20 protein-coding genes are annotated in these 23,824 nt (G+C 53.6%); 4 read left to right on the top strand and 16 right to left on the bottom strand.

All coding sequences use genetic code 11. The features are described 5' to 3' along the window. Positions 1–44 precede the first annotated feature (44 nt). From kdsB to EKN38_RS18930, 12 genes are all read right to left on the bottom strand, one after another. The gene (gene kdsB / locus EKN38_RS18985) at positions 45–791 is read right to left on the bottom strand and encodes a 3-deoxy-manno-octulosonate cytidylyltransferase (protein WP_014831291.1); all 747 of its coding nucleotides are present in this window, start codon (positions 789–791) and stop codon (positions 45–47) included. Continuing rightward, positions 788–970, bottom strand: a complete 183-nt coding sequence (gene ycaR / locus EKN38_RS18980; RefSeq protein ID WP_013097300.1) for a protein YcaR — start codon at positions 968–970, stop codon at positions 788–790. Before ycaR ends, kdsB begins: the two co-directional genes overlap by 4 nt. A 45-nt stretch (positions 971–1,015) precedes the next feature. Next, on the bottom strand, positions 1,016–2,245 hold the full coding sequence (locus tag EKN38_RS18975; RefSeq protein WP_014831290.1) for a winged helix-turn-helix domain-containing protein: 1,230 nt from the start codon (positions 2,243–2,245) through the stop codon (positions 1,016–1,018). A 44-nt stretch (positions 2,246–2,289) separates the two neighbouring features. Next, on the bottom strand, positions 2,290–3,267 hold the full coding sequence (gene lpxK, locus EKN38_RS18970; protein WP_014831289.1) for a tetraacyldisaccharide 4'-kinase: 978 nt from the start codon (positions 3,265–3,267) through the stop codon (positions 2,290–2,292). Next, positions 3,264–5,012, bottom strand: coding sequence for a lipid A ABC transporter ATP-binding protein/permease MsbA (gene msbA, locus EKN38_RS18965; protein WP_014831288.1), 1,749 nt, complete (start codon positions 5,010–5,012; stop codon positions 3,264–3,266). Before msbA ends, lpxK begins: the two co-directional genes overlap by 4 nt. A 36-nt stretch (positions 5,013–5,048) precedes the next feature. Continuing rightward, a complete protein-coding gene (locus EKN38_RS18960) occupies positions 5,049–7,313 on the bottom strand; it encodes a ComEC family protein (protein ID WP_043951592.1) in 2,265 nt (754 codons plus the stop codon). A gap of 214 nt (positions 7,314–7,527) precedes the next feature. After that, on the bottom strand, positions 7,528–7,815 hold the full coding sequence (gene ihfB, locus EKN38_RS18955) for an integration host factor subunit beta (protein ID WP_003858233.1): 288 nt from the start codon (positions 7,813–7,815) through the stop codon (positions 7,528–7,530). 170 nt (positions 7,816–7,985) lie between these two features. After that, on the bottom strand, positions 7,986–9,659 hold the full coding sequence (rpsA, locus tag EKN38_RS18950) for a 30S ribosomal protein S1 (RefSeq protein ID WP_008499966.1): 1,674 nt from the start codon (positions 9,657–9,659) through the stop codon (positions 7,986–7,988). Between the two features lie 111 nt (positions 9,660–9,770). Beyond that, complete coding sequence (gene cmk / locus EKN38_RS18945; protein WP_013097305.1) at positions 9,771–10,454, bottom strand: (d)CMP kinase; 684 nt, start codon at positions 10,452–10,454, stop codon at positions 9,771–9,773. 185 nt (positions 10,455–10,639) lie between these two features. Further along, on the bottom strand, positions 10,640–11,923 hold the full coding sequence (gene aroA / locus EKN38_RS18940) for a 3-phosphoshikimate 1-carboxyvinyltransferase (protein ID WP_014831286.1): 1,284 nt from the start codon (positions 11,921–11,923) through the stop codon (positions 10,640–10,642). Positions 11,924–11,991: 68 nt separating this feature from the next. Beyond that, entirely contained in the window at positions 11,992–13,080 is a 1,089-nt protein-coding gene (gene serC, locus EKN38_RS18935; protein ID WP_014831285.1) for a 3-phosphoserine/phosphohydroxythreonine transaminase, read from the bottom strand. Between the two features lie 162 nt (positions 13,081–13,242). After that, the gene (locus EKN38_RS18930) at positions 13,243–13,935 is read right to left on the bottom strand and encodes a DUF421 domain-containing protein (RefSeq protein ID WP_014831284.1); all 693 of its coding nucleotides are present in this window, start codon (positions 13,933–13,935) and stop codon (positions 13,243–13,245) included. A 127-nt stretch (positions 13,936–14,062) separates the two neighbouring features. On the opposite strand from EKN38_RS18930, the gene ycaO reads away from it, so the two are divergent. The 4 genes from ycaO to pflA all read left to right on the top strand — a co-directional run bounded on the left by ycaO (position 14,063) and on the right by pflA (position 20,360). Next, on the top strand, positions 14,063–15,823 hold the full coding sequence (gene ycaO / locus EKN38_RS18925; protein ID WP_126522522.1) for a 30S ribosomal protein S12 methylthiotransferase accessory factor YcaO: 1,761 nt from the start codon (positions 14,063–14,065) through the stop codon (positions 15,821–15,823). A gap of 406 nt (positions 15,824–16,229) precedes the next feature. Next, on the top strand, positions 16,230–17,087 hold the full coding sequence (gene focA, locus EKN38_RS18920) for a formate transporter FocA (protein ID WP_013097310.1): 858 nt from the start codon (positions 16,230–16,232) through the stop codon (positions 17,085–17,087). Between the two features lie 51 nt (positions 17,088–17,138). Next, entirely contained in the window at positions 17,139–19,421 is a 2,283-nt protein-coding gene (gene pflB / locus EKN38_RS18915; RefSeq protein ID WP_014831282.1) for a formate C-acetyltransferase, read from the top strand. A gap of 198 nt (positions 19,422–19,619) precedes the next feature. Further along, positions 19,620–20,360: a pyruvate formate lyase 1-activating protein gene (pflA, locus tag EKN38_RS18910; protein ID WP_014831281.1), complete on the top strand. Its 741-nt coding sequence runs from the start codon at positions 19,620–19,622 to the stop codon at positions 20,358–20,360. Between the two features lie 35 nt (positions 20,361–20,395). On the opposite strand, the gene EKN38_RS18905 is transcribed toward pflA, so the two are convergent. The 4 genes from EKN38_RS18905 to EKN38_RS18885 all read right to left on the bottom strand — a co-directional run. Beyond that, on the bottom strand, positions 20,396–20,923 hold the full coding sequence (locus EKN38_RS18905; protein ID WP_043951591.1) for an anti-virulence regulator CigR family protein: 528 nt from the start codon (positions 20,921–20,923) through the stop codon (positions 20,396–20,398). Positions 20,924–21,046: 123 nt separating this feature from the next. Continuing rightward, positions 21,047–22,195 carry an MFS transporter gene (locus EKN38_RS18900; protein ID WP_014831279.1) on the bottom strand — a complete coding sequence of 383 codons (1,149 nt, stop codon included), beginning with the start codon at positions 22,193–22,195 and terminating at the stop codon, positions 21,047–21,049. Between the two features lie 274 nt (positions 22,196–22,469). Continuing rightward, complete coding sequence (locus tag EKN38_RS18890) at positions 22,470–23,333, bottom strand: dimethyl sulfoxide reductase anchor subunit family protein (protein ID WP_014831278.1); 864 nt, start codon at positions 23,331–23,333, stop codon at positions 22,470–22,472. Between the two features lies 1 nt (position 23,334). Next, positions 23,335–23,824 (bottom strand): 4Fe-4S dicluster domain-containing protein (locus tag EKN38_RS18885; RefSeq protein WP_126522520.1); only part of this gene is annotated, 490 nt, incomplete at its 5' end.

The raw sequence follows: 23,824 nt of genomic DNA, 5'->3' as shown, positions 1-23,824 counted from the left end.
AAACCGGAGAGAGCATCCCTCCGAAAAGAGGGATGCCGCAAGGATTAACGCAATTCAGCGCGCACGCGCTCAAGATCTTCTGGGGTGTCTACACCCGTTCCAGGCACTTCCTCGGCCACGGCAACATGGATTTTTTCGCCGTACCAGAGCACGCGAAGCTGCTCCAGCATTTCGATATGTTCCAGCGGGCTCGGTGCCCAGCTCACATACCGACGAATAAAGCCCGCGCGATAGCCGTAGATGCCAATATGGCGCAGGAAGGTATCGCCAATAGCCTCTCTGGAGACCGCAAAGCGATCGCGATCCCACGGGATAGTGGCGCGGGAGAAATAGAGCGCATAGCCCTCTGCATCCGTCACTACCTTCACCGCGTTCGGGTTGAATGCCTCGTCCGCGTGGTGAATGGGCACCGCCAGCGTGGCCATACCGACCTGTCGCTGCGCCAGGTTGTCTGCCACCTGACGAACAATGACCGCCGGGATCATAGGCTCGTCGCCCTGTACGTTGACGATCACGGTATCGTCGCTGAACGCACATTTCTCAACCACTTCAGCCAGACGCTCGGTGCCAGACTGGTGATCGGCGCGGGTCATGCACACTTCCCCGCCTGCTGCTTCAACCGCACGCGCAACATCCGGATGATCGGTGGCAATGATAATACGGTCAGCACCGGACTCACGGGCGCGTTCAAGGACATGCACAATCATCGGCTTGCCGTTGATATCCACCAGCGGCTTACCCGGCAGGCGCGTTGAGGCGTAACGGGCAGGAATAATGACGACAAAGCTCATGGTTTGCTCTCTTCGGCCACCAGGGAACGGGCTTCGTTTTCCAGCAGTACCGGAATACCGTCACGCAGCGGGAAAGCCAGGCTGTCCGGTTTGCAAATCAGCTCTTGTTTATCCTGGCTATAGTAGAGTTTGCCGTTGCACACCGGGCAGGCAATAATTTCAAGTAAACGGTGATCCATAGTTCCTCCGTATGGGTAATCGCTAAAGCTTAACACATTCCCTTTTCAGGACGTGCCTGTTTCCCAGCCACTTCGACAGGATGTAAAGAGTCCGTCAGGGACCCGGCCCAGCGTCACTATGCTGGCCCCTTGCCAGCACCCGAACTCATTGATGGCAGACGTTAAGCCTTTTTCCAGGGTCGCGGTTATCCTGATGCCCTCTTCCAGATACAGCGCGATGACTTCTAGCGTGCCGGTTTTACGGTGCATTTTGGCATCCATGCGTCCCACCAGCTGTCCCTTGTGCAGCAGAGGCAAAACAAAGTAGCCGTACTGACGTTTTGGCGCGGGAGTATAGCACTCCAGCCGGTAGCTGAAATCAAACAGCTGCTCGGCCCGTTTTCTGTCCCAGACCACCGGATCAAAAGGTGACAACACTGCGGTATGGGTTGCCTGAAGTTTACCTGCTTCAGCTTGTGGCAGCAGTGGGAGTAAATCCGCATGCAGCCACATATCGCCCAAGCGTTCCACAGAGACCGGGATAACCCGCTGCTCGCGCTGCCAGTTATCCAGCAACGGTTTCAGCACGGGCTGTCGGAGACGATAATAATCGGCCAGCCATTGCGGACGGAAAATCCCCAGACTGCGGGCGCTGTTCTCCAGCATGACGGCTTCGGCGGCTTCCTGAGTGAGCAGGTCGCGCTCGTCGTCCCAGTGAGGCATCACCCGGTGCGTCAGGTCGTACACTCGCTGAAAATTACGCCGTTCGATAACCATCACTTTGCCTGATGTAAACAACCCTTCGAGATGACGCTTATGTGGCTTCCATTCCCACCAGCCGCTTGCCCCTTTCCGTGGGTGCTCGAAATCGGCGGAACGTACTGGCCCCTTTTCCGCAATATGAGCAATAAGCTGCTCAATCTCAGCCGCATGCTCGTGCATCCACGCCTGCCGGTACTTCCAGCCCATTTTTTCCGGGGCAAGCATACGGTGACGAACCAGGGCAAAATCACTGCGGGGCAGAAAACAGGCTTCATGCGCCCAGTATTCCATCAGCTCTCCCTTGCTGAGCGCATCATCAAGCCACTGAGACGGATAATGGCCCAGCCGGCTGAACAGCACCAGGTAGGGGCTACGAGCCACAATATTTATGGTGTCGATTTGCAACAACGACATGCGTTGCACGGTAGTGAGGATATCGGCAGGCTGCGCGCGGCGACGGGGCTTTTTAAGGAGTCCCTGCGCGGCAAGGTGTAAATTACGTGCGGCTGAAAGCGAGAGTTGCGGTAAAGACATGCGTTTTCCTGTCAGTCAAAGCGCCACCAGAACCGCGTAAGCTGTTAATGCACCAACGCAATCAGTTCCTGGAGCAAGTGTTCCGGTTGCTCACCGCTGAGTTCAGCGTCAACCGGCAGATACCACCAGTTTTCTTTCGCAAAGGCACGGCATTTCACCGCATCTTTTTCAGTCATGATTAACGTCTGACCGGACGTCGTCAAGGCGTCTACCTGTTCCGCCACCAGCGCCTGGTGATCGGCCAGTGGAACACGTTTTTCAATCCGGGCACCACACTGTTCCAGCGTCGCGAAGAAACGCGGAGGATGACCAATGCCCGCCATCGCGACCAGCGCGGGTAGCCGGGAAACGGCCTGTCGTTCACCGGTCAACAGGTTAACCGCCATGCCTGGCTGGAGGTGCATCGGGATCTCATCCGGCCTTGCAGCACCGCCATTAACAATCACCGCATCCACGGACTTCAGGCGCGAAGCGCGTTCACGCATGGGGCCTGCAGGCAGCCACCAGCCATTGCCAAAACGGCGGACGCCATCAATGACCACAATCTCTTTATCACGCGCCAGCGCGTAATGTTGCAGGCCATCATCGGTAATGATTATTTGTACGTCGTGTTCAGCAAGCAGCGCCTGAACGGCGTCACTGCGTACCGGAGACACTGCGACAGGCGCGCCAGTACGCTGATAAATCAATACTGGCTCATCACCTGCCTCGGCGGTCGTCGTGTCCGGCGACAGGAGCAGTGGATAGTGCGCCGCTTTGCCGCCGTAACCTCGCGACACCACGCCGGGGCGGATGCCGCGCTTTTGCAGTTGCTCAACCAGCCAGATGACCACCGGGGTTTTACCGTTCCCCCCTGCCGTGAGGTTACCCACCACAACAACCGGTACCGGCGCGCGCCACGCACGCTTTAGCCCCAGACGGTAAAACAGACGAATAACGCCGCTCACCAGGCCATACAGCCAGGAGAGCGGCAGAAGCAGCAGCCACAGCGGGGACTCACCGGACCAGATGCGGGCAATCATTCGCCGAACTGCATCTTATGGAGCTGAGCGTAAACACCACGGTGCGCCAGTAAATCCGTATGGCTACCGCGCTCTACAATGACCCCATCCTCCACAACGACGATTTCGTCAGCCTGTTCGATAGTGGACAGACGGTGCGCAATCACCAGTGACGTACGGTTCTTTTGCAGTTCATCCAGCGCGGACTGGATTGCGCGTTCAGACTCTGTATCCAGCGCAGAGGTTGCTTCGTCGAGGATCAGAATAGGGCTGTTACGCAGCAACGCACGGGCAATGGCGATACGCTGACGCTGTCCACCGGAGAGCAGAACGCCATTCTCACCGATGATCGTATCCAGACCGTTGTCCATCTTGTTGATAAAGTCCATGGCATAGGCCATGCGAGCGGCTTCTTCAATTTGCTCGCGGCTATACTCTTCAGTGCGCGCATAGGCAATGTTGTTCGCAACAGTATCGTTGAACAGATGCACGTTCTGAGAGACCAGCGCAACCTGGTTACGCAGCGACTGCAGGGTGTATTCCCGCAGGTCGTGACCGTCTAACAGAATTTCACCTTCGTCAATGTCGTAGAAACGGGTGATCAGGCTGGCAATAGTGGATTTACCCGAGCCGGAACGGCCGACCAGCGCCACGGTTTTACCGGCCGGAATGGTCAGGTTGATGTTACGTAATGCTGGAACTTCACGACCAGGATAGGTGAAGGTCACGTTGCGGAATTCGACATCGCCCTTTGCGCGCTCGATGACGCGGGTACCTTCGTCTTTCTCTTGCTCGGAATCCAGGATGCTGAACAGCGTCTGGCATGCAGCCATCCCGCGCTGGAACTGGGCGTTAACGTTGGTCAGCGACTTCAGCGGACGCATCAGCGCAATCATGGAAGAGAACACAACGGTGATGGTCCCCGCCGTCAGCGTTTCCATTACGCTCGGGAAGCTTGCCGCATACAGGACGAATGCCAGAGCCAGAGAGGCAATCAGCTGAATAATGGGGTCAGAGATTGAAGAGGCCGAGACCATTTTCATCCCCTGCAGACGCATTTTGTTGCTGACCTTATCGAAGCGTTTTGTTTCGACATCCTGTCCGCCGAAAATTAACACCTCTTTATGCCCTTTCAGCATCTGCTCTGCGCTGGTGGTCACCTGCCCCATGGTATTCTGCATGTTCTTACTGATATTGCGAAAACGCTTTGAGACGACGCGGATCGCGACAGAAACCACCGGAGCCAGCACGATAAGGATCAGCGACAGTTGCCAGCTGTAATAAAACATCATCACGAACAGGCCGATAATCGACGCCCCCTCACGCACAACGGTGATCAGGGCGCTCGAAGACGATGAGGCCACCTGCTCGGAGTCGTAGGTAATACGTGACAGTAAGGTACCCGTCGATTGCTTATCAAAGAAGGCCACCGGCATGCCCATCATGTGGCTGAACAGCCGACGGCGCATGGTCATGACCACTTTTCCTGACACCCAGGAGATGCAGTAGCTGGAAATATAGCTGGTGATACCGCGTAAGATCATCAGTCCGATCACCACCAGTGGCATCCATAGCAGCACTGAGCGATCCGTTTTACCAAAACCGTCGTCCAGTAACGGTTTGAGGAGCGATAACATAAAAGTATCGCTGGCTGCGTTGAGGACTAACGCTATACCCGCCACGATCAAGCCTGCTTTAAAAGGTGCAATCATCGGCCAGAGTCGGCGGAAGGTTTGCCACGTGGAGAGATCTTTGTCGTTATGCATTCAAAAAACCAGCATCTGTTGAAATAGCCGCATATTCTACCCGTTATCGACGGGCGCGCCAAACCACTGATGATACCAACGCGGTAAATATTGTTCCCGCAACCGCCGGATTTGCCATGAATGTTGCGAAAACGTCACCGATATTTGTCCGGAATGAGGGGTATCCTGCCAGATATAGCCCTCCTTTCGATAACGTCTGACTACTCTCGTGGACGGGAATCGCCACGCATTGTAACGGGCCGCAGAATCCAGCGCGATTTGTCCCTCCACCCGTTGTACCAGCGGCAACGATGACGAAGTATTACTGCCATGGTGCGGCACCTGTATCACCGTTGACGTCAGATAACGCCAGTAATGGCTAAGCATAGCCTGTTCCGCTTGCGCTTCAATGTCCCCTGTCAGCAAAACACTCTGCTCACCGTCATCGATTTTAACTACGCAGGAGCGATTGTTACCCTGGGTAGAGGATCCCGCCGGTGGCCAGTGAACGGTCAATGTCAGCCCCTGCCATTTCCACTGCTGTCCACGAAAGCAGGGAAGATGCTGTGCCCACCCCAGCGGGCTTCTTACCCACAAGCCGGGCCATGCAGCCTGCAGCGATGCAAGACCACCTGCATGGTCCAGGTGCTCATGACTGAGAATAACGCCCTCTGGTTGCAGGTGATGCCAGCGTAACCACGGAATAATCAGCTGCTGCGCACTGTCTCCCCCAGGCCAGCCGGGACCGGTGTCGTATAGAAGCGCTTTACCCTGCCGCTCAATAACCATTGATAGCCCCTGCCCCACATCCAGCATATGCAACGTCCAGCTATCGGTTTTCTCCGTTCGCATGAATGGAGATGCCAGCACGACAGTTCCGGTCAGACACACCGCCGGCATGCTTTTCCAGGAGCGAAAGCGCCAGCCGATAATGGCCAGCCAGGGCAGCAATGTCAGGTACTGCCAGCGCTCATCGACATCCTGCCAGCCATCAGGCAGGCGCTGCAGCAGCCAGAACAATCCGGCCAGGGACTTATCTGCTGCAAACCATACGCCAGTCTCCAGGGAGGCCAGCGGGAGCATGTGCAGTAGCATACCGAGCAGGATCAGCGGAACCGAGATAAAGGTCACCAGCGGAACGGCAAAGAGATTGGCCACCAGCGAAGAGACGCTGAAGCCATGGAACATCAACACCTGCAAAGGCAGGAGCAGCAGCAACATTCCGACCTGCAGATAAATGAGATTCACCAGGGGGCGCACCCGACGAGTCCAGCGCCAGCTGGGGGCTGGCAACCACTGATACCAGAAAATCAATGCGGCGACGGCAAATGCTGACAGAGCCAGACTCTGAGAAAGCACCGCCAGCGGATCAACGATGAGTATCGCTGCAATACAGCTACACCAGATCTGCCATGCAGACCACTGACGCGCGCCGATCCGCAGAGCGGCCAGCACCGCAAGCGTAATGACCGTGCGTAATGCTGGCGGCTGTAGACCCGTTAGCCATGCGTAGAAAGCCGCAAAAAACAGTCCCGCAAGCTGAGGCATTTGCCAGCGGATCCACTGACACGGCAATAAAAACTGAAAACCCCTGGCAAGCAACCAGACAATGGAAGCCGCCAGTGCGATATGCAAACCCGAGATCGCCATCAGATGCGACGTGCCGGTTTCACGCATCAGGTTTTTTATTTCCCGGGGGACATCCAGGCGTTCACCCATCCCCAGCCCCAGGATCACGGCTCCCCAGCGATAAGGTGAAAGCGTGTCGTGCAGTGATGACAGATAGCGGGCACGAAGACTGCAGCGTTCATCGACGATTGCCGCCTGCGTAAAACGTCCGCTCAGCGTTTGATGTCGGGCAAAAGCATTTCGCTGAGGATCATACCCACCATCATTCAGTTCCCCATGTACAGGCCTGAGCCGGAGCGTCATGGCCCAGCGCTGACCCGCGCACGCCTTTTGTGGCAGGTAATTGCCATAAAGTACGATCCCCGTCGATGCCCACCAGCGTTTGCCATCAAGCGTGACAATCTTTCCCTGATGCATCGTTGCCCCATCGGTGGCCGTGATCTCTACCTCTGCCTTTACCGCACCGGTGGTTAAATGCTGCATCGGCCAGACGCTTTCCTGCGCGGCCAGAATACCCCAGACGCAAAATAGCAAACCGATACCGACAAACTTCAGGCTGACGTTCCGCTGAATGCCCAGCGCTATCCCGCCAGCGAACATGATCCACACGGTTTCGCACGCAGGTAGTTCAGGTAACCAGAGTAGCGGCACTATCGCCAGAATGGCGCACAGACTTAGTGTGGGAATTCCCATTACGACCTCCCTGTTTCAGGGCGGCAGTATGTAAGAAGAGGGAGAGAGGCGTCAGTTGAATAAAATGCAGGTTACAGCGCGCGCTGCACTGTTTTTGTCGGTTTGCAGAAAACGACACGGAGATTGCGGCGCAGCTTCAGAATAAAAACGATAAGTACAAAAAAAGCACCCGAAGGTGCTTTCTTTCGAACCCAGTTTAACCTGATGGCTAAACTCAGTTGCCGTAAATATTGGCGCGATCGCGCAGTTCTTTACCCGGCTTAAAGTGTGGAACGTACTTACCTTCCAGCTCGACTTTATCACCAGTCTTCGGGTTACGCCCGGTACGTGGAGCACGATAGTGCAGAGAAAAACTACCGAAACCGCGGATTTCAATGCGCTCGCCCTGGGCAAGAGTGGTGGCCATATGCTCCAGCATCTCTTTTACGGCATCTTCCACTGCTTTGGCTGGGATATGCGGTTGCTGACTGGCAAGTCTCTCAATCAATTCTGACTTGGTCATGATTCCTCCGGTTCCTTTCAAACCAATTAGCTGAACAGCTCATTAAACAAGGGCGGCCGTAGCCGCCCTTTGTTATTGATTACAGGACGAATCCTGCAATCTGTCAAGTTTGCTCCTCATCCTTCGCGCGATAAATGCGTTACCGCTCAAATGATGCTGAGGACTTGATATTACTCGCCTTTAGCTGCTTTGAAAGCTTCAGCCATTGCGTTGTTAGAGAAGTTTGCATCTTCCTGTTTGTTAACAGTTGCGATTGCATCTTTCTCATCAGCTTCGTCTTTAGCACGAACAGACAGGCTGATTGCACGGTTCTTACGGTCAACACCGGTGAACTTAGCTTCAACATCGTCGCCAACGTTCAGAACCAGAGTGGCATCTTCAACGCGGTCACGTGAAGCTTCAGAAGCGCGCAGGTAACCTTCAACGCCGTCAGCCAGTTCTACGGTTGCGCCTTTAGCGTCAACTGCAGTCACTTTACCGTTTACGATTGCGCCTTTCTTGTTCAGTGCAACCCAGTTGTTGAACGGATCTTCTGCGAGCTGTTTAACGCCCAGAGAGATACGCTCACGCTCTGCGTCAACCTGCAGAACAACTGCTGCGATTTCGTCGCCTTTTTTGTATTCACGAACTGCTTCTTCGCCTGCAACGTTCCAGGAGATGTCAGACAGGTGAACCAGGCCGTCGATGCCGCCGTCCAGGCCGATGAAGATACCGAAGTCAGTGATAGACTTGATTTTACCTTCAACACGGTCGCCCTTGTTGTGGGTTTCCGCGAACTGCTGCCATGGGTTGTTTTTGCACTGCTTCAGGCCCAGGGAGATACGACGACGTTCTTCGTCGATATCCAGAACCATAACTTCCACTACGTCACCAACGTTAACAACTTTGGATGGGTGGATGTTTTTGTTGGTCCAGTCCATTTCGGAAACGTGTACCAGACCTTCAACGCCTTCTTCGATTTCAACGAAGCAGCCGTAGTCAGTCAGGTTGGTCACGCGGCCAGTCAGTTTGGTACCTTCTGGGTAACGCTTAGCGATAGCTACCCATGGATCTTCGCCCAGCTGTTTCAGGCCGAGGGATACACGAGTACGCTCGCGGTCGAACTTCAGCACTTTAACAGTGATTTCGTCGCCCACGTTCACGATTTCGCTTGGGTGCTTAACGCGTTTCCACGCCATGTCGGTGATGTGCAGCAGGCCATCAACGCCGCCCAGGTCAACGAATGCGCCGTAGTCAGTGAGGTTCTTAACGATACCTTTGACTTCCATGCCTTCCTGCAGGTTTTCCAGCAGCTGATCGCGTTCTGCGCTGTTTTCGGATTCGATAACGGCACGACGGGAAACAACAACGTTGTTACGCTTCTGGTCCAGCTTGATTACTTTGAACTCAAGCTCTTTGCCTTCCAGGTGCAGGGTGTCACGGACTGGACGAACGTCTACCAGTGAACCTGGCAGGAACGCACGAATACCATTCAGCTCAACAGTGAAGCCACCTTTAACTTTGCCGTTGATAACACCGACCACAGTTTCAGCTTCTTCGTAAGCTTTCTCCAGCGTGATCCATGCTTCGTGACGTTTAGCTTTTTCACGAGACAGCAGGGTTTCGCCGAAGCCGTCTTCTACTGCGTCCAGAGCAACGTCAACTTCGTCACCTACCTGGATTTCCAGCTCGCCCTGGGCGTTTTTGAACTGCTCTGCCGGAATGGCGGACTCAGATTTCAGACCGGCGTCAACCAGTACTACGTCTTTGTCGATAGCAACAACAACACCGCGAACGATGGAACCCGGACGGGTTTCGATTTCTTTTAAGGATTCTTCAAACAGTTGAGCAAAAGATTCAGTCATGTTTAATCTTCAGGTTAATATTAACGTCCACCTGGCTCCGTGCCGGATGGGGTTGTTTCACATACCCGCCGTCAATCCATTGCAGCGGGGGTACTGCTAAATCGGTCGCGATTACGCGAGTGCCAGTTTCTGGCGCGCATATTGTAGCGCTTTTTCAATCACTTGCTCAATAGTTAAACTGGTGGAATCCAGAACTAGTGCATCTTCTGCAGGAACAAGTGGGGCGACGGCGCGGTTACGATCGCGGTCATCGCGCTCTTTTATCTCGGATAAAAGGCGATCAAAGTTAACACTAAACCCCTTCTCCTGCAACTGAAGCATGCGGCGTTGAGCCCGTTCTTCCGAGGAGGCGTCGAGGAAAATTTTCACTGGCGCATCAGGGAAAACCACCGTCCCCATATCTCGCCCGTCAGCAATCAGACCCGGCGCTTCGCGGAAAGCGCGTTGACGGCGTAACAGAGCTTCACGAACGCGCGGGAAAGCCGCCACCTGAGAGGCCGCATTAGCAACCTCTTGCGTACGAATTTCGCCGCTTACATCTTCCCCTTCCAGGATCACTTCGAGGTTGCCATCGGTCGAGACAAAACGCACATCCAGATGCGCAGCCAGCGGAACCAGCGCCTCTTCAGACGCAACATCCACATGGTGATGCAGCGCTGCCAGCGCCAGCACGCGATAGATAGCTCCCGAATCTAAAAGATGCCATTGCAATGCTTCCGCCATCGCCTTGCACAGAGTTCCTTTCCCTGCGCCACTAGGCCCATCAATGGTGATTACCGGGGCAACTGCCGTCATCTTTTTCTCCTTAATAAAGGCATACCGTTAACATGAACGCCGCGCATTATACGCGCCAACGTGCGCAACTGTTACCTTTGCGTGCAAATTACGGAATTAATGAAGCAGAGTGTAGAAGAAATGGGCGGGAACAAACGTCAGAAAACGTAAGGAAATGCCGCATCGGGTGATGCGGCATCATGTCATCAGGCCAGTGTACTGATGCGGGCCAGCTGTTCGAAATAGTCCGGGAAAGTTTTCGCCGTACATTTCGGATCGAGGATCGTGACAGGTGTATCGGACAACGCCACCAGCGAGAAGCACATCGCCATACGGTGATCGTTGTAAGTGCCAATTTCCGCGAACTGCAGTTTTGCCGGAGGCGTTACGCGAATGTAGTCTTCGCCCTCTTCCACTTCGGCGCCTACTTTACGCAACTCGGTGGCCATCGCGAACAGACGGTCAGTCTCTTTTACGCGCCAGTTGTAGATGTTGCGCAGCGTCGTGGTGCCTTTGGCAAACAGCGCAGCGGTGGCAATGGTCATTGCCGCGTCAGGAATGTGGTTCATGTCCATATCGATGGCATTGAGCTCACCATGTGTACAGGCGATGAAATCATCCCCCCAGGTCACCACCGCCCCCATTTTTTCCAGCACATCAGCAAAACGAATATCGCCCTGCACGCTGTTACGGCCAATACCGGTCACTTTCACGGTACCGCCTTTAATCGCCCCTGCTGCCAGGAAGTAGGAAGCAGATGAGGCGTCACCTTCAACCAGGTAGTTGCCCGGAGACTGATACTGCTGCGCCCCCCGCACCACGAAACGCTGATAAGACTGGTTTTCCACCTCAACGCCGAAGGTTTTCATCAGGTGCAGGGTGATATCAATGTACGGCTTAGACACCAGGTCGCCCTTGATGGTGATAACCGTATCCTGCGGTGCCAGCGGAGCGGTCATCAGCAGTGCCGTCAGGAACTGGCTGGAGACGCTGCCGTCCACCTCAACGTTGCCGCCAGTAAAACCACCGCGAAGGCGCAGTGGTGGGTAATTCTCTTGCTCCAGATACTCAATCTGCGCACCGCCCTGACGAAGGGCATCCACCAGATGGCCGATCGGACGCTCTTTCATGCGCGGCTCGCCGGTCAGAACAATGTTGTTGCTGCCCAGACACAAGGCGGCAGCCAGTGGACGCATGGCGGTTCCCGCGTTACCCAGAAACAGCTCCAGTTCCTCGGCTGAACGTAGCGCACCGCCATTCCCCGTTACTTCACAGCGGGTACGGTCGTCAGACAGCGTGTAATGAACTCCCAACGCTTTCAGCGCATTGAGCATATGGCGCACGTCATCGCTGTCCAGCAGGTTAGTGAGGACGGTGGTGCCGTTTGCCAGAGCTGCCAGCAGCAGAGCGCGGTTCGAGACACTTTTTGAACCAGGCAGATTAATGGTGCCATCTACCCGCGCGATAGGTTGTAACGTCAGGGATTCCATGAAACTTAACTCTCAACTCAACATAATAAAAACCCCGTAGCAGGGCTACGGGGGTGAAAACAGCGCAATTAACCGTGGCGACGTTCGAAGTCAATCATGAAATCGGTCAGGGCCTTAACGCCTTCCAGCGGCATGGCGTTATAGATAGAGGCGCGCATGCCGCCCACCACACGGTGGCCTTTCAGCGCATGCAGACCTGCGGCGAAGGACTCTTCCAGGAAAACTTTATCCAGGTTGCTGTCCGCCAGCTGGAACGGCACGTTCATGCGGGAACGGTTGGCTTTCGCCACATCGTTACGATAGAAATCACTCTTATCAATCACGCCGTACAGCAGCTCAGCTTTCTGCTGATTGATCTTATCCATCTGCGCCACGCCACCGTTTTGCTTCAGCCATTTGAAGACCAGGCCGGAGAGATACCAGGCAAAGGTCGGCGGGGTGTTGAACATGGAGTCGTTATCGTTCAGCACGGTGTAATCGAGAATCGACGGGCAGGATTTATGCGCTTTACCCAGCAGATCGTCACGCACGATGACGATAGTCAGTCCTGCAGGGCCGATATTTTTCTGCGCACCCGCATAGATGACACCGTAGCGGCTGACGTCAATCGGCGCAGAGAGAATGGTAGAGGAGAAGTCAGCGGCAACCACCACGTCTTTACCGAAGTTCGGCGTCTCGTCGATGGCAATCCCGTCGATGGTTTCGTTCGGGCAGTAGTGCAGATACGCGGCGTTGTCAGAGAGCTGCCACTCGTTCATCGGCTTCACGGCACGAAGGCCATCAACGGTTACTTTGGCGTCAATGACGTTTGGCGTGCAATATTTATGCGCCTCTTTCACCGCGCTGGCAGCCCAGTAGCCAGCGTCAACATAGTCTGCCGTGGTTTTGTCACCCAGAATATTCAGCGGTACGCCAGCAAACTGGCCGCGTCCACCACCGTGGCAGAACAATACTTTGTAGTTCGAGGGAATGTTCAGCAGATCGCGAAAATCCTTTTCTGCCTCTTCCGCCACCTGAATAAACTCTTTACCACGGTGGCTGATTTCCATCACCGACGTACCCAGACCGTTCCAGTCACAAAGTTCCTGTTGAGCCTGTTTAAGCACGTCTGCCGGTAACATTGCCGGACCTGAACTGAAATTAAAGACTTGAGCCATTTCCCCTCACCACGCTAAAAGCCATAAGTTATAACTGTGGATATCGGTTTTATCATTCAGTGACACGCGCCGCAATGTCTAAAACTTATGACCGGTGAAATGTGCCCGTCGTCACACAATACAATCTGCCGCCTCGCTGTCACAAAACCGACAAAATGGCTGTCAGATAAGGCGTTTGGCCCGGCTAACCTTCGTCCATTCCGGATTTGTACAGCGGGGGCATAATTGATGATCGCCCACCTGCATGGAGACGACATGGCTGCATCTTACACAGGCATACTCGCCGGACTCCGGCACTGTCTTAAACCGTTCGACCAACATATCCGGCAGAATACACAATCCCGGCTTCACCTCGTCGTCGGGATAGTAATACACGCTGATTTGCCCATTGGTTTCCATTATCGCCAGACGCACCTGCCCAAGCTGTTCCACGCTATTCAGACGCAGCTCCATGAAGAACTCAAATTCGGTCATATTGGCGCTTTGGACATTTTCCCAGGCCAACTGTCCATCCTCAACGATAACGACAGGCTTCCCTTCAAGCATGTCTTCCAGCTTTTCGCTTTTCGACATCAGCCACATGACCAGCCGGTAAAGCAGCGCCAGCGTGACGAAGACAATAAACACCGGCACCATTGGTACATCATCATAAAAAGCGACATCCCCCGCCGCTGAGCCCAGCGTCAGAATGATCAACACTTCAAACAGCGACATCTGCCGCACACCGCGCCGACCAGTGATTTTAAGAAACAGGAAGACCAGAACGAAGGTATACAGGCTACGCAGCGCCACTTCGCCTAAAAATTCGGGTGGGACTTTATCAAACGCCATCCTCTGGAGATCGAATGCTTTCATTTTTCTATGCCTTAACAGTCAGTTACTGACAGTAAGCATAGCCCAGTCTTTTATTTTCGCCGGAGATAGCACCTGTCACGCAAAACCCGTATCATTGCGCGCTTTACGTACGATAAAAGTGAACGCCATGACTCAAACGTTTATCCCCGGCAAAGACGCCGCTCTGGAAGATTCCATCGCTCGCTTCCAGCAGAAACTGACCGACCTGGGCTTTAATATCGAAGAAGCCTCCTGGCTCAATCCAGTGCCTTACGTCTGGTCCGTGCATATTCGCGATAAAGACTGTGCACTGTGCTTTACCAACGGTAAAGGCGCGACGAAAAAAGCGGCGCTGGCTTCTGCGCTGGGTGAGTATTTTGAACGTCTGTCGACCAACTACTTCTTCGCCGATTTCTGGCTGGGTGAAACCATCGCTAACGGCCCGTTCGTTCACTATCCCAATGAAAAATGGTTCCCGCTGACCGAAGACGATGAACTGCCGGAAGGTATTCTCGATGCGCGCCTGCGTGCGTTCTACGATCCGGAAAATGAACTGACCGCCAGCATGCTGATCGATCTGCAGTCGGGCAATGAAGAGCGTGGGATCTGCGCCCTGCCGTTCACCCGTCAGTCTGATGAGCAGACCGTTTACATCCCAATGAACATTGTCGGTAACCTGTATGTGTCTAACGGCATGTCCGCCGGTAACACCCGCAATGAAGCGCGTGTGCAGGGGCTGTCAGAAGTGTTTGAGCGCCACATTAAAAACCGCATCATTGCTGAATCCATCAGTCTGCCTGAAATTCCGGCCGACGTGCTGGCGCGCTATCCGGGCGTGGTGGAATCCATTGCTAAGCTGGAGGCAGAAGGCTTCCCTATCTTTGCGTATGATGGCTCGCTGGGCGGCAAATATCCGGTTATCTGCGTTGTGCTGTTTAACCCAACGAACGGCACCTGCTTCGCCTCCTTCGGCGCGCATCCTGACTTTGGCGTGGCGCTGGAGCGTACCGTCACCGAGTTGCTGCAGGGCCGTAGCCTGAAAGATCTCGATGTATTTACTCCACCAACCTTTGACGACGAAGAAGTGGCCGAGCATACCAACCTCGAAACCCACTTCATCGACTCCAGCGGTTTGATCTCCTGGGACATGTTCAAGCAGGACGCAGACTATCCATTCGTCGACTGGAGCTTTGCCGGTACGACCGAAGAAGAGTTCGCTACCCTGATGGCCATCTTCAACGCGGAAGATAAAGAAGTCTACATTGCTGACTACGAACACCTGGATGTTTACGCCTGCCGTATTCTGGTGCCGGGCATGTCCGATATCTATCCGGCTGAAGATCTGTGGCTGGCGAACAACAGCATGGGTGCGCACCTGCGTGAAACGCTGCTGGCCCTGCCGGGCAGCGAGTGGGAAAAAGAGGATTATCTGAACCTGATCGCCCAGCTGGACGACGAAGGCCATGATGACTTCACGCGCGTACGTGAGCTGCTGGGTCTGGCTACCGGCAAAGACAACGGCTGGTATACCCTGCGCATCGGCGAGCTGAAAGCGATGCTGGCGCTGGCTGGCGGCGATCTGGATCAGGCCCTGGCCTGGACCGAGTGGACCATGGAATTCAACCAGTCAGTGTTCTCTGCCGAGCGCACCAACTACTACCGCTGCCTGCAAACCCTCCTGCTTCTTGCGCAGGAAGAGGATCGTGAGCCACTGCAGTACCTGAACGCCTTCGTGCGCATGTACGGTGCCGAGGCGGTAGAAGCCGCCAGCGCGGCCCTGAGCGGCGAAGCGCCATTCTACGGACTGCAGGCGGTAGACAGCGATCTGAAAGCCTTCCCTGCGCATCAGTCGCTGTTGAAGGCCTATGAAAAACTGCAGAAAGCAAAAGCCGCTTACTGGTCAAAATAAGCGCATATAACATTATCAGCAGTAGGCGTATTTAATCGTCTGGGCTATATTACGGGGCAATTTCATTGCCCCGTTTTTTATTTTTTTCGGCAATGAACGTTGAATGTAATAATAAAGTTAAATATGGGTAAATATAATAATATTTGCCTGGGCTTTACTGTTACTTTTTATGGCAAATACTCCATATTAATTAACTGTTCCAGAGGTGGCCGACCGAAAAAATTCAACTCTTTTCATAACTTTTAAAATTTATTTTTATACGGATAATCAAAAACTTACACCGCATTTGTCGTAAAACCATACACACTGCGGGCCTATAAGCCAGGCGAGATATGATCTATATCAATTTCTCTTCTATAATGCTTTGTTAGTATCTCGTCGCCGACTTAATAAAGAGAGAGTTAGTGTGAAAGCTGACAACCCTTTTGATCTTTTACTCCCTGCTGCGATGGCCAAAGTTGCCGAAGAAGCGGGTGTCTATAAAGCAACGAAACACCCGATGAAGACGTTCTATCTGGCGATCACGGCCGGTGTGTTCATCTCAATCGCGTTCGTCTTCTACATCACTGCCACCACCGGTACTGCCGCGATGCCTTACGGCATGGCCAAACTGATTGGCGGCATTTGCTTCTCACTGGGTCTGATTCTGTGCGTTATCTGCGGCGCCGACCTCTTCACCTCAACGGTGCTGATTGTCGTAGCAAAAGCCAGCGGAAGAATTACCTGGGGTCAACTGGCGCGCAACTGGCTTAACGTCTATGTTGGTAACCTGATTGGCTGTCTGCTCTTTGTTTTGTTGATGTGGCTCTCTGGCGAGTATATGACCGCCAACGGCGGCTGGGGACTGAACGTCCTGCAGACCGCGGACCACAAAATGCACCACACATTTATCGAAGCGGTTGCACTTGGCATCCTCGCGAACCTGATGGTCTGTCTGGCGGTATGGATGAGCTACTCTGGTCGTAGCCTGATGGACAAAGCCATGATTATGGTTCTGCCGGTTGCGATGTTTGTTGCCAGCGGCTTCGAGCACAGTATTGCGAACATGTTTATGATCCCAATGGGTATTGTAATCCGCAACTTTGCGAGCCCGGAGTTCTGGACTGCAGTTGGTTCAACCCCGGAAAGTTTCTCTCACCTGACTATTATGAATTTCATTACTGATAACCTGATCCCTGTCACTATCGGGAACATTATCGGTGGGGGTCTGTTAGTTGGGTTGACATACTGGGTCATTTACCTGCGTGGCGACGATCATCATTGATGGTTATCTCAGGCAGTAAATAAAAAATCCACTTAAGAAGGTAGGTGTTACATGTCCGAGCTTAATGAAAAGTTAGCCACAGCCTGGGAAGGTTTTGCGAAAGGTGACTGGCAGAATGAAGTAAACGTACGTGACTTCATTCAGAAAAACTATACCCCGTATGAAGGTGACGAATCCTTCCTGGCTGGCGCAACTGACGCGACAACCAAGCTGTGGGACAGCGTAATGGAAGGCGTAAAACTGGAAAACCGCACTCACGCGCCAGTTGATTTTGACACCTCCGTTGCTTCCACCATCACTTCTCACGATGCTGGCTACATCAACAAAGCCCTTGAGAAAATCGTTGGTCTGCAGACTGAAGCACCACTGAAACGTGCGATCATCCCGTTCGGTGGTATCAAAATGGTTGAAGGTTCCTGCAAAGCGTACAACCGCGAGCTGGACCCAATGCTGAAAAAAATCTTCACCGAATACCGCAAAACCCACAACCAGGGTGTATTCGATGTTTACACCAAAGACATTCTGAACTGCCGTAAATCTGGCGTTCTGACTGGCCTGCCAGATGCCTACGGCCGTGGTCGTATCATCGGTGACTACCGTCGCGTTGCGCTGTACGGTATCGACTTCCTGATGAAAGACAAATACGCGCAGTTCGTTTCCCTGCAATCCGATCTGGAAAACGGCGTAAACCTGGAAGCGACTATCCGTCTGCGTGAAGAGATCGCTGAACAGCACCGTGCGCTGGGTCAGATCAAAGAGATGGCTGCTAAATATGGCTGCGATATCTCTGGTCCTGCAACTAACGCTCAGGAAGCTATCCAGTGGACCTACTTCGGCTACCTGGCCGCAGTTAAGTCTCAGAACGGTGCAGCAATGTCCTTCGGTCGCGTATCCACCTTCCTGGATGCGTACATCGAACGTGACCTGAAAGCAGGTAAAATCACCGAGCAAGACGCTCAGGAAATGATTGACCACCTGGTCATGAAACTGCGTATGGTTCGCTTCCTGCGTACTCCTGAGTATGATGAACTGTTCTCTGGTGACCCAATCTGGGCAACCGAATCTATCGGTGGTATGGGCGTAGATGGCCGTACTCTGGTTACCAAAAACAGCTTCCGCTTCCTGAACACCCTGTACACCATGGGTCCTTCTCCGGAGCCAAACATCACCGTTCTGTGGTCTGAAAAACTGCCTCTGAACTTCAAGAAATTCGCCGCTAAAGTGTCCATCGACACCTCTTCTCTGCAGTATGAGAACGATGACCTGATGCGTCCGGACTTCAACAACGACGACTACGCTATCGCATGCTGCGTAAGCCCAATGGTTGTTGGTAAACAAATGCAGTTCTTCGGTGCGCGTGCAAACCTGGCGAAAACCATGCTGTACGCTATCAACGGCGGCGTTGATGAAAAACTGAAAATGCAGGTTGGTCCTAAGTCTGAACCAATCAAAGGCGATGTGCTGAACTATGACGAAGTCATGGAACGCATGGATCACTTCATGGACTGGCTGGCGAAACAGTACGTGACTGCACTGAACGTTATCCACTACATGCACGACAAATACAGCTATGAAGCTTCGCTGATGGCGCTGCATGACCGTGACGTTATCCGTACCATGGCGTGTGGTATCGCAGGTCTGTCCGTTGCTGCTGACTCCCTGTCTGCAATCAAATATGCGAAAGTTAAACCAATTCGTGACGAAGACGGTCTGGCTATCGACTTCGAAATCGAAGGCGAATACCCGCAGTTTGGTAACAACGACGCTCGCGTTGATGACATGGCGGTTGACCTGGTTGAACGTTTCATGAAGAAAATTCAGAAACTGACCACCTACCGTAACGCTATCCCGACTCAGTCTGTTCTGACCATCACCTCTAACGTTGTGTATGGTAAGAAAACCGGTAACACCCCAGACGGTCGTCGTGCTGGCGCGCCATTTGGCCCAGGTGCTAACCCAATGCACGGTCGTGACCAGAAAGGTGCTGTTGCCTCTCTGACCTCCGTTGCTAAACTGCCGTTTGCTTACGCGAAAGATGGTATCTCTTACACCTTCTCTATCGTGCCAAACGCGCTGGGTAAAGACGACGAAGTGCGTAAAACCAACCTCGCGGGTCTGATGGATGGTTACTTCCACCACGAAGCGTCCATCGAAGGTGGTCAGCACCTGAACGTGAACGTCATGAACCGTGAAATGCTGCTCGACGCGATGGAACACCCTGAGAAATATCCTCAGCTGACCATCCGTGTATCTGGATACGCAGTACGTTTTAACTCCCTGACGAAAGAACAGCAGCAGGACGTTATCACCCGTACTTTCACTCAGTCCATGTAACTGGAATTGACTGAAATCACGCGTTAAAAAGCGTACAATAAAGGCTCCACGTCAGTGGGGCCTTTTTCTTCCCCACCCCAGTCTCTTTTGGCCGCTATCTATACTGAATGGATAACAGCCAAAACAGACTCGACATAGCCTTTGAGCTGTGCATCTACACAGGCCCCTGGATGGGCCAAATTCGGAGATATCACCGCAATGTCAATTATTGGTCGCATTCACTCCTTTGAATCCTGTGGCACTGTTGATGGCCCGGGCATCCGTTTTATCACCTTTTTCCAGGGCTGCCTGATGCGCTGCCTGTACTGCCACAACCGTGACACATGGGATACGCACGGCGGCAAAGAAGTGACCGTTGAAGATCTGATGAAAGAGGTGGTGACTTACCGCCACTTTATGAACGCGTCCGGCGGGGGCGTCACCGCATCCGGTGGTGAAGCCATTCTTCAGGCGGAATTTGTGCGCGACTGGTTCCGTGCCTGCCACAAAGAAGGCATACACACCTGCCTCGACACGAACGGGTTTGTGCGCCGCTACGATCCGGTCATCGATGAATTGCTTGAAGTCACCGATCTGGTCATGCTCGATCTCAAACAGATGAATGATGAGATCCACCAGAACCTGGTTGGCGTGTCCAACCACCGTACGCTGGAGTTCGCCAAATATATTTCAGCCAAGGGTATCAAAACCTGGATCCGCTATGTCGTCGTTCCTGGCTGGTCTGATGATGATGATTCTGCACATCGCCTGGGCGAATTTACCCGCGATATGGGCAACGTTGAGAAAATTGAGCTTCTGCCCTATCACGAACTGGGTAAACACAAATGGGTGGCGATGGGCGAAGAATATAAGCTTGATGGCGTTAAGCCGCCGAAGAAAGAGACGATGGAGCGCGTGAAAGGTATTCTGGAACAATACGGACACAAGGTCATGTATTAAAAAAGAGGCCCGGTGATAACCGGGCCTCTTTGTATTTATTTAAAGACGCCGTTAATTACGGAAGTCACAATCGCAGTACTCAGCGCGACCAGAACCAGATCGTCACCGACCACACGCCATTCATAGCCAGGATAGGAAGGAAGCTGGCCCAGCATGGAGGCTGGCACGGTTTTCTTCGCAATACCTGGAGGCAGTGGTTTACCACGTGCGAGGTTTTTAGCAATGCCCGGAGGCAGTGATTCATACCCCGTTAATCCATAGTTCAATGCCAGATGACGAGCATGATCGAAGCTCACGCGGGCGTCGACATCATCACTGACGCTTTTATTCGATTTACCCGGGTTATCCTGACCACTTTTTTTATTGCCATGGGTATCGGACTTACCGTTGCCATGATTGCCGGAATTCCCGTTGCCGTGATTACCGCCATTACCTTGTCCGCCACTGTTACCGTGACCACCACCGCCATTCCCGTTTCCAGGGTTAGCCATGACAGGCGCTGTAGCAAACGTTAAAGACAACACTACTGCCAGTGCGGTAGTGGTTAAACGACGTGTAGCCATGATTGCTGCCTTTTAGTGTTAGAACTCACCTGAATTATCGCCTGGCGCGATAAACAAACAATGCGTAAAATTCCTATATGTGATGGGGATAAAAAAGCCAGTCAATGACTGGCTTTTAATTCATCAGGCATGCGCCACTGGCGTGGGATGTTCGCCCGCTTTTCGCAGTAACATTAAGAGATAAATAAACGACACGCTGGCAATCATGATAAACAACAAATTGTCGGAATAATTCTGCATCAGCATCGCGGTAAATGTCGGCCCCACCAAACTGCCAATGGTATAGCTTAAAAGCAACGCCTGGTTCATCGCCACCAGCTGGTGATGTTCAACTTTTTCACAGGCCCACGCCATCGCGACCGGATAAAGAGTGAAACCTGCCGCCCCCAGAATAAACAGCGCAGGCGCCATCGCGGCATTACTGAGCATGGCAAGGCAGCCCATAATCACCACGAAGACCTGGACGCGCAACACCAGCAGGCGCCCAAAACGGTCTGCCAGACGGCCAATCGGCCACTGTCCGACGATGCCCGCGCTGACCATTACCGCCATCCAGAAGCCGATCCCGGAATCACTGACGCCCTGGTGGTTCAGATAGAGCGGCATCAAGCCATAAAGTGAACCCAGTACAATCCCGGAGATGATGCAGCCGTTCACGCCCAAACGCGCCTGACGCAGTCTCAGCATCGGCCAGACGTGGGTCGCTTCCTGATGTTCACTGTTCTGATTCACAATGCGTGTAAAGAGCAGCGGCAGGATCGCCGCCAGCACCATGCCCGTGACCCACGGCAGAACGCTCATCAGGTCGGTCGGCAGTTTGCTGACCATCAATTGCCCAAGCACGGTTCCGACGTAATAGACCATCATATACGCTGCCAGCAGACGTCCCCGGTTGCGTGAGGTACCGCTGCACATCAACGCACTTTCGACCACAACCCAAATCATCGCGCAGCCTACGCCAGCAATAAAGCGCCATGCCATCCAGCTCCAGAAGCCGACCATCAGGCCCAGCCCGGCACATCCGGCAGCGAAAATCAGCGAGGCCAGATAATAGCTGCGGTTAAAGCCAACGCGCTTAATCAGACTTCCCGTCATCAGGGTGCCCAGCAGGTTCCCCGTGAAAAAGGACGAGCTGACCATACCCACCTGCCAGGTCGGTAAGTTTTCATGGGCGAGCCATAGCGGGACGAGCGTATTTAACACTGCGATCGCCAGGGTCAGCAGAAGCAGGCCACAGAGCAACAGAAGCACTGGCCGGGTATAGGTGGTCATGGATTAAAAACCGTGAGGAAGTTCAGATTTCGTGCGCATCATGCCACTGGCAAAAACAAAGTCAATCCACCGATTCAGGCGTCACGCACGATATGTGCCATGTCGATTCAAAAAACTCATCCTGCTAATGCAAAGCCTGCTACAGATATTAATTATCTATTTGTTTTTATTTATTTCAGGGAATTTTTATTACGAAACATCAGTCGAAAAATTTCATGAATGAAAAAAGAAAAGCCGGGCGCTATGTCCCGGCTTTTTATAACAAAAAATAAAATCAGCTGGCGATAGCCATACCAACGGTCATATGCAGGCCGTAAAACACACCGCGCCCAATCAACTCCCCTGCCAGCACCAGCACAAAGGCCAGCGACAACAGCGGTAGCGCAGGCTGATAACCTTTAAGCTGAGGAGCAATCCAGAATACCAACGCCGCTACCAGCAGGACGACACGCCAGGCCATCAGAGAACCGTAATCTGGCACCAGGGCTGAGGCCTGCTGAATGGAGCTGTGAATGGTTGCCAGCTCAGCGCCCTGCATCAGGGCAACCATTGCGCTGACTACCAGCGCCAGCAGCGAAACGGCTGGCAGAAGGCGCATCGCCCAGCCGTCCACACCCGCCACGCGCAGCAGCAGGTAGCCCAGCAGCGGCCCACCGATAAACATCGTCAGGAAGAAACTCAGTGGCGTCCAGACGCTATACCAGGTGGGAACGGTATCAATAGTGTTGTAAACCCGCACCATCATCCACACGAAGACCACACCCAGCACCATCGTGACCACCAGCCACACGTTGCGCAGCCCCGCAGGAAGCTTTTTCAGGGCTGTCAGCAGCCAACCTAGCCCGCCGACAGCAAAGAAGATCGCCCCGCTGGCAATTTCGTTACTGAGCGAAGACGCCCCCACGCGATTGAGCGAGTTGAACGCGCGCATTGGCGAGCCGAGGTGCAGCGTAGAGGCAATAAAACCGATCCCCATCAGCACCCACAGTCCAAACATACTCAGCACCATACGCTGCTGCTGTTCAGACTTCAGATCGCCTTTCATTAACGCCAGGGCGAGCACAATAAAGCCGCCCACCACACACTGCCCAAAGACCGTGAAGATCATCAGCGGCCATTCATGCCATCCACTTCCCATCTCACACCTCCTTCGGGTTTGCCAGATAGCCGGTGGTATCTCCCGTGGGGCGGCTGTTGGCGTTAGGTTTAATCACAATGCTCGGCTTCGTGAAGTGCGCGGACGGCAGCGGCGCGACGGCCGCAAGCTGGCCGTGTTTTTTACGCAGCTCGTCAATCGGACCGAAGTCCAGCGCGCGCAGCGGACAGGACTCCACGCAAATCGGCTTTTTGCCGTCGGCGACGCGGTCGTGGCAGCCGTCGCACTTGGTCATGTGGCCTTTCGCGGCGTTGTACTGCGGCGCACCGTACGGACAGGCCATATGGCAGTAGCGGCAGCCAATGCAGACATCCTCATCCACCACCACAAACCCGTCGTCACGCTTGTGCATCGCCCCGCTCGGACACACTTTGGTGCAGGCCGGATCTTCACAGTGGTTACAGGCAATCGACAGGTAATAGGCAAAGACGTTCTGATGCCAGACGCCGTTATCCTCCTGCCAGTCGCCGCCT

The organism is Enterobacter sp. WCHEn045836 (assembly GCF_003965585.1).
Lineage (GTDB): Bacteria > Pseudomonadota > Gammaproteobacteria > Enterobacterales > Enterobacteriaceae > Enterobacter > Enterobacter dissolvens.
The sequence above is the reverse complement of the archived record's forward strand: the minus strand, read 5'-3'. Positions and strand labels throughout refer to the sequence as shown.